This window comes from Streptomyces sp. NPDC004065 (genome assembly GCF_044903565.1).
Taxonomy (GTDB): Bacteria; Actinomycetota; Actinomycetes; order Streptomycetales; family Streptomycetaceae; genus Streptomyces.
In genome coordinates, this window is the sequence record NZ_JBJDQT010000050.1 from 17,078 (window position 1) to 30,591 (window position 13,514).

At 73.2% G+C, this 13,514-nt stretch carries 10 protein-coding genes and 1 tRNA gene; 5 read left to right on the plus strand and 6 right to left on the minus strand.

Features of this window, described 5'->3' with window-relative positions; translation table 11 throughout:
• The first annotated feature begins 57 nt into the window (after positions 1 to 57).
• On the plus strand, positions 58 to 1,047 hold the full coding sequence (locus ACI2LW_RS32775; RefSeq protein ID WP_404734906.1) for a helix-turn-helix transcriptional regulator: 990 nt from the start codon (positions 58 to 60) through the stop codon (positions 1,045 to 1,047).
• 312 nt (positions 1,048 to 1,359) lie between these two features.
• Here ACI2LW_RS32775 and ACI2LW_RS32780 read toward each other — a convergent pair whose 3' ends face one another.
• The 3 genes from ACI2LW_RS32780 to ACI2LW_RS32790 all read right to left on the minus strand — a co-directional run bounded on the left by ACI2LW_RS32780 (position 1,360) and on the right by ACI2LW_RS32790 (position 4,849).
• Positions 1,360 to 2,169 carry a TetR/AcrR family transcriptional regulator gene (locus ACI2LW_RS32780; RefSeq protein ID WP_404734907.1) on the minus strand — a complete coding sequence of 270 codons (810 nt, stop codon included), beginning with the start codon at positions 2,167 to 2,169 and terminating at the stop codon, positions 1,360 to 1,362.
• Positions 2,170 to 2,572: 403 nt separating this feature from the next.
• Positions 2,573 to 3,568 carry an RNA polymerase sigma factor RpoD/SigA gene (locus ACI2LW_RS32785; protein WP_404734908.1) on the minus strand — a complete coding sequence of 332 codons (996 nt, stop codon included), beginning with the start codon at positions 3,566 to 3,568 and terminating at the stop codon, positions 2,573 to 2,575.
• A gap of 513 nt (positions 3,569 to 4,081) precedes the next feature.
• Positions 4,082 to 4,849, minus strand: coding sequence for a dioxygenase (locus tag ACI2LW_RS32790; RefSeq protein ID WP_404734917.1), 768 nt, complete (start codon positions 4,847 to 4,849; stop codon positions 4,082 to 4,084).
• Between the two features lie 225 nt (positions 4,850 to 5,074).
• Between ACI2LW_RS32790 and ACI2LW_RS32795 the strand changes: the two genes are divergently transcribed.
• Positions 5,075 to 5,620 (plus strand): MarR family winged helix-turn-helix transcriptional regulator, encoded by a 546-nt coding sequence (locus tag ACI2LW_RS32795; protein ID WP_404734909.1) that lies wholly within the window; start codon positions 5,075 to 5,077, stop codon positions 5,618 to 5,620.
• Positions 5,621 to 5,683: 63 nt separating this feature from the next.
• On the opposite strand, the gene ACI2LW_RS32800 is transcribed toward ACI2LW_RS32795, so the two are convergent.
• Positions 5,684 to 7,240, minus strand: a complete 1,557-nt coding sequence (locus tag ACI2LW_RS32800) for an MFS transporter (RefSeq protein WP_404734910.1) — start codon at positions 7,238 to 7,240, stop codon at positions 5,684 to 5,686.
• Between the two features lie 428 nt (positions 7,241 to 7,668).
• The gene (locus tag ACI2LW_RS32805; protein ID WP_404734918.1) at positions 7,669 to 8,313 is read right to left on the minus strand and encodes a TetR/AcrR family transcriptional regulator; all 645 of its coding nucleotides are present in this window, start codon (positions 8,311 to 8,313) and stop codon (positions 7,669 to 7,671) included.
• 377 nt (positions 8,314 to 8,690) lie between these two features.
• Between ACI2LW_RS32805 and ACI2LW_RS32810 the strand changes: the two genes are divergently transcribed.
• The gene (locus ACI2LW_RS32810) at positions 8,691 to 9,986 is read left to right on the plus strand and encodes a M6 family metalloprotease domain-containing protein (protein WP_404734911.1); all 1,296 of its coding nucleotides are present in this window, start codon (positions 8,691 to 8,693) and stop codon (positions 9,984 to 9,986) included.
• Positions 9,987 to 10,171: 185 nt separating this feature from the next.
• A complete protein-coding gene (locus ACI2LW_RS32815; protein WP_404734912.1) occupies positions 10,172 to 11,977 on the plus strand; it encodes an IclR family transcriptional regulator C-terminal domain-containing protein in 1,806 nt (601 codons plus the stop codon).
• A gap of 78 nt (positions 11,978 to 12,055) precedes the next feature.
• Here the strand turns inward: ACI2LW_RS32815 and ACI2LW_RS32820 are convergent, their stop codons facing one another.
• Positions 12,056 to 13,081 carry an ADP-ribosylglycohydrolase family protein gene (locus ACI2LW_RS32820; protein ID WP_404734913.1) on the minus strand — a complete coding sequence of 342 codons (1,026 nt, stop codon included), beginning with the start codon at positions 13,079 to 13,081 and terminating at the stop codon, positions 12,056 to 12,058.
• Positions 13,082 to 13,321: 240 nt separating this feature from the next.
• Between ACI2LW_RS32820 and ACI2LW_RS32825 the strand changes: the two genes are divergently transcribed.
• Positions 13,322 to 13,394, plus strand: a tRNA-Arg gene (locus ACI2LW_RS32825).
• Positions 13,395 to 13,514 lie beyond the last annotated feature (120 nt).

The following is a 13,514-nucleotide window of genomic DNA, read 5'->3' on the forward strand; positions in this document are numbered from 1 at the left end:
GAAGCTAGAGCGGTACTAGGTCGGATCGTGTCCTAGTTCTGCGGCATCCTCGGATCCATGACGACGGACACACCGGCCCGGCTGCTGCAGCTCCTGTCCCTCCTCCAGACGCCCCGCGAGTGGCCCGGAGGCGAACTCGCCGAGCGGCTCGGGGTGTCCCGGCGCACCGTCCGGCGGGACATCGACCGGCTGCGCGAGCTGGGCTATCCGGTGCAGGCCAGCAAGGGCGCCGACGGCGGGTACCGGCTGGTGGCCGGCAAGGCCATGCCGCCGCTCGTGCTGGACGACGAGGAGGCGGTGGCGATCGCGGTCGGGCTGCGGGCGGGCGCCGGGCACGCGATCGAGGGTGTGGACGAGGCGTCGGTGCGGGCGCTGGCGAAGCTGGAGCAGGTGCTGCCGGCCCGGCTGCGCCACCGCGTCACCACGCTCCAGGCCGCGACCACACCGTTGACCAGCGGCGACGGCGCGAGCGTCGCCCCGGAGACGCTCACCGTGATGGCCTCCGCGGTGGCGGGCCGGGAGCGGCTGCGGTTCGCCTACCGCGCCAAGGACGGCGCGGGGAGCCGGCGGGTGACCGAGCCGTACCGGCTGGTGTCGACCGGCCGGCGCTGGTACCTGGTGGCGTACGACCTCGACCGGGCGGACTGGCGGACGTTCCGGGTCGACCGGGTCAGCGAGCCGTTCGCGACGGGGGCACGGTTCACCCCGCGGGAGCTGCCCACGGGCAGCGCGGCGGAGTTTCTGCGGCAGTCGGTGTACCGGCGGCAGGACACGTACGCCTTCACGGTGGACTTCGCCGAGCCGGCCGAGGCGGTCGCGGAACGGCTGCCCGCCTGGCTGGGCGCGCCGGAGCCGCTGGACGGCGGGGGCTGCCGGCTGCGGGCCACCACCGGCGACGCGGTGGAGTGGCTCGCGGTGCGGCTGGCGATGGCGGGCCTGGACTTCACGGTCCGGGAGCCGGCGGAACTCGTCGACTGCGTACGGCGGTTGGGGGAACGGCTGACCCGGGCGGCGGGCGGGGACGGGACGCGCGGGGCGCGGACGTAGGGCCGAGTTGAGGCCGCCCGCGTGAGGGTCCGTGTGAGGCCCGCCTGAGGCCGGGTTGAGTCCCGCCCGGGGCCGACGTGAGGCCCGCCCGAGGCCGACGTGAGGCCCGCCCGAGGCCGACGTGAGGCCCACCTGAGGCCGGGTTGAGGCCCGCCCGAGGCCGACGTGAGGCCCGCCTGAGGCCGGGTTGAGGCCCGCCCGGGGCCGACGTGAGGCCCGCCCGGGGCCGACGTGAGGCCCGCCCGGGGCCGACGTGAGGCCGGTGGGAGCCGCAGGCGGCCGCAGGGCCGGGCGGGGAGGGGCCGCGGCCGGCTACACCGTCCTGCCCGGCTCCCCCGGCTGCCCCGGCTGCCCCGGCTCCCAGGTGAAGTCCCGCAGCGCCGCGAGGTTGCGCAGGGCCAGGGCGGCCGGGCCCTCGGGGCCCTCGGCGGGCGCCTCACCGATCGCCCACGCCTCGACGGCGACGCGTACGGCCGCAGCGGCGCACGCGGCGGCGAAGCGGAGCTGCGGGAAGAGGTCCTGGGCAACGTTGTCAGGGCCCCCGGCCACCGCGCCACCCCCGGCCGCCGCAGAGTCGGTCGCGGCCGCAGAGTCGGTCGCGGCCACCGCGCCGCCCCCGCCCCCGGCCGCGGTACGGGTCCCGGCCGCGGTGCGGGCCCGGGCCGCCAGCACCTCCGCCAGGGTCCGTTCCGACGTCTGGCACACCTCGGCCCAGACCTTGCGCACGGCGGGATGGCCGTCGGCCATGCGGATGAGGGTGCGGACCCATTGCCAGGAGGCCGCCGAGATGCCGGCGCCGGGGGTGAAGGTGTGGCGCACCGCGTGGTCCAGGGCCTGGGTGACCGGCAGGTGTGCGGGGGCGTCGCGGACCGCGTCCGTCCAGCGGCGCGCGCCCTCGGCGTAGAGGGGCGCCACGGCCTCCTCCTTGGTGGCGAAATAGCGGTAGAAGGTGCGCGGCGCGATTCCGGCGGCCCGGGCGATGTCCTCGGCCCGGGTGGCCCGCAGGCCCTGGGTCACGAAGAGGCGGGCCGCCGCTCGGGCGATCTCCATACGGGTGGCCGCTTTGCGGCGCTCGGTCAGCGAGGAGGACTTGCGGGGGGTGGCGGGGGTGGAGCTGGTCACCCCGGCAGGCTATGCCTGTGTGGCACAATCTGCCATCTGGCGGGCCACCCCGGGGTTCAGGTCCGGGGTGACCCGTCTCTCCGGCGTGCCCGGGGGCGGAACCCGGACAGAAGAGGAGCCGGGCTTCGCCACCCGGGGGGGAAGGGTGCCGAAGCCCGGCTCTGGGAAGTCCCGGCGCCGGGGGGGGTGGTGCGTCGGGACGTGGCTCGGGGCCGGCCGTACGGGTGGTACGGCCGTGAACTGCCGGCGGGCTCGGGAACAGGGACGCACGATCCCGGTCCACGGACCTGCCGTTCGAACTGAACTCCCGGGCCCTGAAAGGTTGTTCCCAGGGCCCGGCCGGTTGAAGCGACGCTGTACGGCCATGTTTGCGCGGCCTTTCGCCACCGGGCGTACGCGGGTGTCACGCCACGGCGTCGAAGCCCGTGTCACGGGCCAGCTTCTTCAGCTCCAGCAGCGCGTGCTTCTCGATCTGCCGGATGCGCTCGCGCGTCAGACCGTGCTCCTTGCCGACCTCGGTCAGCGTGCGCTCGCGGCCGTCCTCGATGCCGTACCGCATCTTGATGATGGACGCCGTGCGCTGGTCGAGGCGGCCGATGAGGTCGTCCAGTCCCTCGCTGCGCAGGAGCGTGAGCACCGACTGCTCGGGCGACACGGCGGAGGTGTCCTCCAGCAGGTCGCCGAACTGGGTCTCGCCCTCGTCGTCCACCGACATGTTCAGCGAGACCGGGTCGCGGGCCCAGTCCAGGACGTCCGAGACCCGCTCCGGCGTGGAACCGAGCTCGGCGGCGATCTCCGCGGGCTCCGGCTCCCGGCCGTGCTCGCGGTTGAACTCGCGCTGCACCCGCCGCACGCGGCCCAGCTCCTCCACCAGGTGGACGGGCAGCCGGATCGTGCGGGACTGGTCGGCTATCGAGCGGGTGATCGCCTGGCGGATCCACCAGGTGGCGTACGTGGAGAACTTGAAGCCCTTGCGGTAGTCGAACTTCTCCACCGCGCGCACCAGGCCCGCGTTGCCCTCCTGGATCAGGTCGAGCAGGGGCAGACCGCTGCGCGGGTAGCGGCGCGCCACGGCGACGACCAGACGCAGGTTGGAACGGATGAAGACGTCCTTGGCCCGCTCGCCCTCGGCGACCAGGGCCTCCAGCTCCTCACGGGTGGCGTCCGTACCGGACTCGTATCCGTCGAGGATCTGCCGCGCGAACACACCCGCCTCGATGATCTGGGACAGCTCGACCTCCTTGGCGGCGTCGAGCAGCGGTGTACGCGCGATCTCGTCGAGGTACATGCCGACCAGGTCGCGGTCGGCGATCTCGCCGCCATGGGCGCGAACACTGCTTGCCGCGTCGACCGTCTCGCCGGCGGCGGACTTACGACGGGCGACGGCACGGGTTGCCATGCGTGCTCCCTTGCGATGGTGTGTCAGCGGGTGGTCCGTCGGACGCTTGGCACTCTTCGAGGAGCCCGAGCTCTCCTGCTCACCGGAACTCTCGGAACTCTCCTCGGGTGCCCCGCATCCGATGGAAACAACGACTGGAATCCGGACAGAATTCCCAACCCGCCCCCCAATTTTCTGATCATGCAGTACCCTGTCCGGCCGCTGCGGCCGTACGTCTCCGTCGGCACCCACGGATCCGCAGGTCAGGCCGGGAGCCGGGACCTCCCGGAAGCCCCCCGCGGACCCCGCCGGCCCCCCGCGCGTGAGACGCCCCTCACACGTATGCCGCAGTGCTCGCCGGGGAAGGGCGTCGCCGTCGACCGCCCTCCCACCCTGATGGACGGGTCGTACCGGCGGAAGGTTGCCGCAAACCCGGACTCTCAGGAAATTCCCAGACCCCCCACGTCCCCGCACACCCCGGCCACCCAGCACGCCCTGTACACCCAGGTTGTACGCAACAGGCGCGCCCGTGTTTCAGCCGAACTGCACCGAACGTTTGGCCAGGCCCATCCAGAAGCCGTCGATCACGGACCGCTGGGTGTCCAGCTCCCCGCCCGCCTCGGCCGCGCCCATGGTCACGAACAGCGGCGCGAAGTGCTCGGTGCGCGGATGGGCGTACCGTCCGGCCGGGGACTTGGCCAGGAAGTCCAGCAGGGCGTCCCAGTCGCGGTCCTCCAGGGCGCGCCGGCCCCAGTCGTCGAACTCCGCGGACCAGCTCGGCACCCCGCCGCCCGGGTGGCGCAGCGCGGCCAGGTTGTGGGTGAAGAAGCCGGACCCGACGATCAGCACACCCTCGTCGCGCAGCGGCGCCAGCCTGCGGCCGATGTCCATGAGCCGCACCGGGTCGAGGGTCGGCAGGGAGATCTGCAGCACGGGGAGGTCGGCCGCGGGGAACATCTCCACCAGCGGGACGTACGCGCCGTGGTCGAGGCCGCGGTCCGGGACGCGTTGCACGGGGACGCCGGGGGCGCGCAGCAGCTTGCGCACGCTCTCGGCGAGTTCCGGGGCCCCGGGGGCGGCGTACGTGACCCGGTAGTAGCGCTCGGGGAAGCCCCAGAAGTCGTACACCAGCGGAACCGTCTCGACCGCGCCGAGGGCGAGCGGCGCGTCCTCCCAGTGGGCGGAGACCACCAGGACCGCCCGGGGGCGGGGCAGGCCGGCGGCCCAGGCGGCGAGCTGTCCGGGCCAGACCGGGTCGTCCGCCAGGGGCGGTGCGCCGTGGCTGAGGTAGAGGGCGGGCATGCGCCGCGGCGCGGTGCGCTCCTCCTGGCCGGTGACCTGACCGACGACCTGACCCGCGACGGACATCTCGGCGACTCCTGCCCGGACGGCCCGCCCTTCCCGGCGACGCCCCCTCGATAGGTGCTTGAACTCTAGAACTAGTGCTTGAACTCTAAAGTTCTTTTCACCCATAAGGATACGCCTGCTTTGTTTAAGTTTCAAAAAGTGGGCTCGTACAGTGGATACATGAACACGGCACCCGCCTCTTCCGCCCCCCAGCCCGGCGCGAACGCCTCCGGCGCCTCCGGGGAGTTCCGCTGGCTCACCGCCGAGGAGCAGCGCGTCTGGCGCTCCTACCTGCACGCGACCACCCTGCTCGACGACCACCTCGACCGGCAGCTTCAGCGTGACGCGGGCATGCCGCACATCTACTACGGCATGCTCGTCCGACTCGCCGAGGCACCGGAGCACCGGCTGCGCATGACCCAGCTGGCCATGGACGCCAAGATCACCCGTTCGCGCCTCTCGCACGCCGTGGCCCGTCTGGAGAAGAACGGGTGGGTACGGCGCGAGGAGTGCCCCTCGGACAAGCGGGGGCAGTTCGCGGTGCTGACGGACGAGGGCCGGGAGGTGCTGCGGCGCACCGCGCCGGGCCATGTGGCCGCCGTGCGCCAGGCGCTGTTCGACCGGCTCAGCCCGCAGCAGCAGAAATCCCTCGGCGAGATCATGCAGATCATCGCCGAGGGACTCCAGCCCGACGAAGCGGGCGCGGACCTGCCCTGGCTGCGCTGAACGCGACCGGGCCGCGCCCACCGTCACCGTCCGGTCCGTGCCCGGGGCTCAGCGCCCCGAGGCTCAGTGGGCGATGACCGGCACCGCCCTCTCGTCCTCGGCGGCGTCCTCGCCCGAGGCCGTGCCGGACCCGGCCACGGCGGTGCCGCCCGGACGGCCGGCGTTGACGAGGGTCACCACGATCGCCGCCGCCGCGACCAGGATGCCGACGGCGAACCAGATGGCGTTGGTGTAGCCGTGCACCAGAGCCTCCATCTGGACCAGCCGCGCCTGCGGCCGGGAGGTGGCAGAGGCGAGGTGGTCCTTGAGGTACGCGGTCGTCGCGGACGCGGCGACCGTGTTCAGCAGGGCCGTGCCGATGGCGCCGCCCACCTGCTGGGAGGTGTTGACCATCGCGGAGGCGACACCGGCGTCACGCGGCTGGACGCCCAGGGTGGCCAGGGACATCGCGGGCATGAACGCCGTACCCATGCCGAGGCCGAGCAGCACCATCGCGGGCAGCAGCAGCGCGGCGTACGAGGAGCCGATCTCCAGCTGGGTCAGCAGCAGCATGCCCAGGGCGGCCACCAGGAAGCCCGGGCCCATCAGCAGCCGCGGGGCCACCCGGGTCATCAGCCGGGCGCCGATCTGAGTGGAGCCGGTGATCATGCCCGCGATCATCGGGAGGAAGGCGAAGCCGGTCTTCACCGGCGAGTAGCCCTTCACGACCTGGAGGTAGTAGGTCAGGAAGAGGAACAGGCCGAACATCGCGATGATCGCCAGGCCCAGGGAGAGGTAGACACCGCCGCGGTTGCGCTCGGTGACCACGCGCAGCGGCAGCAGCGGCGCCCTGACCCTGGACTCGACCAGCACGAAGGCGAGCAGCAGGACGGCGGAGGCGACGAACATGGACACGGTCAGGGCGTCGCCCCAGCCGTCCGACTCGGCGCGGGTGAAGCCGTACACCAGGGCGACCAGGCCGAGGGTGGACAGCACCACGCCCGGGATGTCGAGCGGCGAGCGGTTGCGGCCGCCCTCCGGCTCACGGATGACGAAGTAGGCGCCGGCCGCGGCGACCACGGCGAAGGGGATGTTCACGAAGAACGTCCAGCGCCAGTCCAGGTACTCGGTGAGGAAGCCGCCGAGGATCAGGCCGACGGCACCGCCGCCGCCCGCGATCGCGCCGTAGATGCCGAACGCCTTGGCGCGTTCCTTGGCGTCGGTGAACATGACGGCGAGCAGGGACAGCGCGGCCGGCGCGAGGAGCGCGCCGAAGGCGCCCTGCAGCGCGCGGGCGCCGAACATCAGCGTGCCGTTGGTGGCCGCGCCGCCGAGCGCGGAGGCCACGGCGAAACCGGTCAGACCGGTCACGAAGGCCCGCTTGCGGCCCCACAGGTCGGCGATCCGGCCGCCGAAGAGGAGCAGTCCGCCGAAGGCGAGGGCGTAGGCGGTGACGACCCACTGCCGGTTGCCGTCGGAGATGCCCAGGTCCTGCTGGGCGGAGGGCAGCGCGATGTTCACGATGGTCGCGTCCAGGACGACCATCAGCTGGGCGAGCGCGATGAAGACCAGCGCCCTCCAGCGGTTGTTGTCGGGAGCCTTGCCGAGAGCGCCGGCGGCGCTTCGGGCTGTTTCAGACATGGGGGTACCCACTTCGGGACTGCGTGACGGAAAAAGTCGGTCGTCGGTCGGTTGGTGGTCGGTGGTCGTCGGTCGGTCGTCGTCGCCGGTTGTCGCCGGTCGGTCAGGTCGGTCGTCGTCGGTCGTTGGTCGTCGTACGGAAAGTCAGGAACGTCAGGACGGCAGGATCGTCAGGACGGCACGTACCGCCGGAACCTCAGGTCGGCAGGAACCAGGAAAAGGGCGTCGGACAGCCGCCGTCCGCGCCCCGTGTGCCCGGGGCGGCGGGCGGTGCGCCTGCCGTGATGACCGGCGGATCGCGGGTGGTTCCGACCGCCGTACGTCCCCGGAACAGTCGGTGACGTACGGCCCCGCGCTCATCGCCGCTTGTCGGTGATGGCTGTTCTGGCCGGCGCCGGTTCACGTCCGCGCCGGCCGGTACTGATCACTCAGGCCTGGCGGAGATCCTCCATGCTCGTGGCCGTGCCCGGCAGGACGGATCGGGCCGGGGCCCGCAGTCCGTCCAGGAACAGCTGCAGATGACGGTGGACGAAGCGGTCGTGGCTGGTACAGCCGGTACCGGCCGGCGGCCGGCTGAGCTGGGCCGTCGCGATCATCACGTCGCCGACGCTGACGTCCGGGCGCAACTGCCCGGCCGCCACGGCCCGTCCCATGACCTCCTCGATGAGGTGCACGACCCGCAGGCGCGCGGCCTCCAGGTCGGGGTGGTGCTGGTCGAAGGTGCTGGAGACCATCGGGCACAGCGCGCTGATCCGCTCGTCGGCGGCGGTGTGCACCAGGCGCTCCAGGGCTCCGAAGGCGTCGCCGTTCTCCGCGAGCGCCTGCTCGGCCGCCATGGCCGTACGGTCCATGACCGAGCAGACGACCTCGCGGACGAGGGCGTCCCGGTCCGGGAAGTTGCGGTACAGCGTGGCGTTTCCGACGCCGGCCCGGCGGGCGATCTCGTCGAGCGGCACGTCCGGGCCGTGCATCACGAACATCTCCCGGGCGGCGGTGACGATCCGCTCCCGGTTGCGCAGGGCGTCGGCGCGCGGCCTGCTCGCCTTGCGCGGCGCGGGGTGCGCGGTCGTCACGGACTGCACGGTGTACTCCCTCGGTCGGTCTTGGTCTTGGTCCGGGGCGGTGCTCGGCCTCGGACCGGTCCGCGGCCTTCCTCGGCCTCGGTCCGTCCGGGGCCGGTCCTCGCCCGGCCGGTGAGCGATCCGGGGAGGTCCTCCCCGTTTCACTCGGACACAGGGCTAAACGGGGAAGAGGTCCCCGGTTATTTCCCCTCCTCGGAAAGAATTCCGGTGACCTGGATCACATCCATCCGGCCGTCACTCGTTCCCACGACAGAGCGGCGTGTCCCACGACCGGACGACTCCAGCGCGCACCCCGAGCCCCCGCGACACAGGGTGATCGCAAGGGTGCAGCCGGGAACCGGCGGCTGCCTGGAGCGAAGGGTCCACGCATGCGAGCGCAGCCGCCCCGCCGCCGGATACGCCCGATACGCAAGCGCCGTGCGGCCGCCTTCGCCTCCGTCACCGTACTGACCCTCGCGGTCAGCACCTCGGCCGGAACCGGGCACCTCACGGCGGGCACCGCGGCGACCGGCTCCGGGGCTTCCGCCCTCGCCCGCTCCCCCGCCCTCAACCCCTGCATGATCAACGGCGCGCCCGCCGTGCAGATGTCGGAGGGCGTCCCCACACCCGGCGGCTACGCCCGCTCCACCGGCACCGTGCACGCCCTCACCGTAATGATCGACTTCTCCGACGCGCCCGGCCAGGGCACCGCCCTCGACCGCTTCCACGAGTTCTTCCCGCAGACCCAGCAGTGGTTCCGCACCGCCTCCTACGGCCGCCTCGACTACCGCCCCGAGACCCCGATCCGCGACTGGCTGCGCATGCCCAAACCCTTCGAGGAGTACGGCATCGACCGCGGCGCCCCCTTCGACCCCGGCTACCGCCGGCTGGTCCAGGACATCGTGACGGCGGCCGACCCGAAGATCGACTTCAGGGACTACGACCTGCTCAACGTGCTGATGACGCCGAACGCGGGCCCCTCCGCGCTGGACACGGTCCTGTCCGTCACCTTCGCCGGCAACTCCGACGCCCCCGTCGCCGACGGCATCCCGGTCGCCAACGCCTCCTTCGTCTACTCCCGCCAGGACGACGGCTCCGGCTCCTACGACCGCACCGGCTACCGCGTCCTGCCCCACGAGAACGGCCACGTCTTCGGCCTGCCCGACCTCTACACCCAGGACGGCGGGGGCGCGGTGGGCCACTGGGACATCATGAGCGAGGACTGGGGGGGCAACAACGACCTGCTCGGCTGGCACAAGTGGAAGCTCGGCTGGCTGGACGCCAACCAGGTCAGCTGCGCCGCCAAACACGGCTCCACCGAGTACACCCTGACCCCGCTGGCCCGCCGGGGCGGCCCCAAGCTGGTCTTCGTCCCCCTGGACTCGCGCACCGGCTACGCCCTCGAACTGCGCACCCGTGACGGCAACGACGAGACGGTGTGCAGCCCCGGCATCCTCATCTACAAGGTCGACGCCGACGTCGACACGGGCCGCGGCCCGATCAAGGTCTACGACGCCCACCGCGACAGCGGCGGCTGCACCCGCAGCCCGAACGTCCACGCCGAACTCTCCGACGCGCCCTTCGCCCCGGGCGAGACCTTCAAGGACCCGCGGGCGAAGATCCGCATCGACGTGGCGGCGGTGGACCTCGCGGGGACGTACCGGGTGCGGGTGACACGGCAGTGAGGTGGGGGTGGGGGCGTGTGTGGGGGTGGGGGGCGGGCGTGGGGAGGGTGAGGGTGGCCGTGGGGGTGGAGGTGGACGTGGGAGGTGGGGGGGGCGAGCGGACGGACGGGCCGGCGAACCCTCCGGCCGGGCTACGGTGAGCGTGCCCGCTGCGCCCGCCCCTGCCGTACCGGAGAACGGAAGCGATGCCCTCGAACACCACGGAGCCCCGTGCGGCTGCCGCCGCCCACCCCTCCGCGGCTCACACGGCTCCCACGGCTCCCGCGGCCGCTGCCCGCACCCCTGCGGCTCCTGCGGCTTCCGCGGCTCCCGCAGCCGGTGAGGCGCCCCCGGAGGCGGTGACTCCGCTGCTGCGGGGCGTCGCGGTGCTCCAACAGCTGACGGATGCCGGCGGAACGCTCGCCCTCAGCTCCCTCGAGAGGGCCACCGGCCTGGCCCGCTCCACCGTGGACCGCATCACGGCGACCCTCGCCCGCATGGGATACGTCCGCCTCGACGGCCGGGACGTCGTCCTCACCCCCCGCCTGATGGAACTGGGCAACGCCTACCTGGCCGCCCTGCGCCTGCCGGCGCTGCTCGGCGCACGCGCCGACGCCCTCGCCGACGAACTGGACGAGTCGGTGTCGCTGGCGGTCGGCGACCGCGACGGCATCCGCTTCATCCACCAGGCGACCCGCCGCCGCGCGATGTCCCTGAGCTTCCGCATCGGCGACCTGCTGCCTGCCGAACGCACCGCGCCGGGCCCGCTGTTCGCCACCGAGTGGACGGAGGAGGAGTGGCGGCGCTGGCGGGAGCGAAGGGCGGCGGACCCGGAGGACCGGGGCTTCCCGGCCGTACCACCCCGCACGAACCCCGCGGACACGGCGCGCGCGGCAGACCCAACCGACGTGCCGGACACGGCGGACGCGGCGGACGCAGGAGACGCAGCGCACGCGGGAGACGCGGCGCACGCGGGAGACGCGGTGGAGGGGCCGCCACACCTCACCGCCTTCGAACGGCGTACCGCCCGGGCGGCGTGCGAAGGCTGGTCCCTGGACGACCAGTTGATCGAACCGGGGCTGGTGGCGGTGTCCGTCCCCGTCCGGGACCCGGCCACGGGCCGTATCGCCTGCGTGGCGAACGTGGTGAGCCACACCAGCCGCCACTCGGCGCGGAGTCTGCGCACCGAACTGCTCCCGCGCCTGCGGGAGACGGTCACGGCCATGGAGGCGGACCTGCGGGCCCTGCACGGGACGCCCCCGCCGCACCCCGCGCCGCCCCCCTCGGACCTGGCGACCTGGACGGCCGCCTCCAAGCAGGAACTGGGCCGGGACTTCGTTGAGTCCCTGGCCCGGGGGCTGACGGTGCTCACGGCGTTCGACGCGGACAGGCCGGCGCTGACGCTGACGGAGGTGGCGCGGGCGACGGGCCTGGCGCGGGCGACCGCCCGCAGGGCGCTGATCACCCACCAGCACCTCGGTCTGGTCGCCCAGACGCCGGACACCCGGGCCTTCGCCCTCACCCCCAGGGTCCTGTCCCTGGGCTTCCCGCCCCTGTCCCGCACCTCGCTCCCCCGGATCGCCCAGCCGCACCTGGAGGACCTGGCGGCCCACCTCCAGGAGTCGGCGTCGCTCGCGGTGCTCACACCGTCCGGCGAGGAGATCCAGTACACGGCCCGGGCCGCCGCGCGCCGCATCATGAGCGTCGACATCACGGTGGGCACCCGCCTCCCGGCCCGCGCCACGGCCCTGGGCAGGGTGCTGACCGGGGCGGCCCCGGGCGGTTACGCCCTGGTCGACGAGGAACTGGAGCGCGGCCTGCGCGCGATCGCGGTCCCCGTCCACGACCGTGAGGGCCGGGTGGTGGCCGCCATGGACATCGCCCTGCACGCGGCCCGCCACACCCGGGAGGAGTGCGTGCAGACCCTCCTCCCGCCCCTGCGCGAAACGGCGGCCCGCCTGGAATCCGACCTCCACATGGCCGCCCGCTTCACCCGGGTCCCCCTGACCTGACCGGCGCCCCGCACCTCGGTCCCCCCTCAGGCCCCGCACCCAGAACCCGCCCTCAAGGCCGACACCGGGCCCGCCCTCTCAGCCCCCTCGAACGGTCCGAACCGCCAGCTCGGCGAGATCCTCCCCGTTCAGCCCCGGCCACCCGTGCACGGCCTCCCGCCACTCCCGCGGGATGCCGGAGCGCCCCCAGCGCGCCCCGAGCAGGGCGCCGGCGATGGCGGCGACGGTGTCGGTGTCGTTCCCGGCCCGTACCGCCGCCTCCAGGGCGAGCCGCAGATGCCGGGCGGGCTCGGCCTCGGGCACGGGCGTCCGGACGATCGCGGACCAGGCGGCTTGCAGGGCGTGAACCACCCACCCGTTGTGCGCGAAGTGGTGGGGCGGACGGGCCTCGGCCTCGTCGAGCCGCGCGGCCCAGACGTCCCGCCGCCGAGCGGGAAGCAGTTCGAGACCGCCCCGCACGCCGTCGAAGGTCCCGCTCAGCACCGCCGTACGAATCCCGGAACACCACAGCACACAGGCATCCCCGCAGTCGGGGTCGGGATGGGTGAGCGCCCCGACGGCGACGGCGGCCTCGGCCATGGCAGCGGCATCACCGAGATGAGCCAGGGCGACGACCCCGGTACGCATCAAGGACCCGTTCCCCGCGCTGAGTTCCCGCCCGGCGGCATACGCGCGAGCCGCCTCCCCCATCACCGCCCCCAGCCCCACACCCGCACCCGCACCCGCGTCCGCGTCCGCGGAGGCGGCCCGCCCGACGGCATCGAGCACGGCCCGAGTCTGGGCACCGACGTCGCTGGCACCCCCACGCACCCAGCGCAGGAAGTTCCCCGCGATCGCGTCGAGCGCCCCGGCCTCCCGCAGATCCGCCCCGGTCGCCGCCACCTCCGCGACGCACACCTGCATCTGGGTGTCGTCCGAGTACTCCCCGGGTTCGTACGGCCCGAGCCCACCCCCGGCCATCCGGGGCTCCTGCCCCTCCCCCAACCGCGCCGCGAACTCGTACGGCACCCCCAGCGCGTCCCCCACCGCGGCCCCGAGCAACACCCCGGCAGCCCGATCGAGGCCCGCCCCACCCAGCTGGGAGTTGGAACTGCGCACCCGCACCACGAAGACCTCCCGACAAGCAACCGACCGGCCCGCTGAACCACGCCACCACCCACCGCCCACCCCAACGGACGACGCCGCGTCAGCTTGGCACGCAACCCCCCTTATCGTCAATCAGACGAAAGCCCATCCCTCCCCCACCCCACCACGACCACCACGCCCCACCCCACCACCCGCTAGACTGTCCGCGGTGCACCACCCCGGTGGCGCACCTGCGGATGTCCGACCACATCCCACCCCGCCTTCGTAGCTCAGGGGATAGAGCACCGCTCTCCTAAAGCGGGTGTCGCAGGTTCGAATCCTGCCGGGGGCACAAGGGAAAAGGCCCCGGACCGATCCTTGGGTTCTAACGGTCCTCGCAACACCCGCGATCTGTGGGAGTTGCGAGGACCGTGGCTGTTGGACGTGATGATCTTGCGGGGTTGAGGGAGCG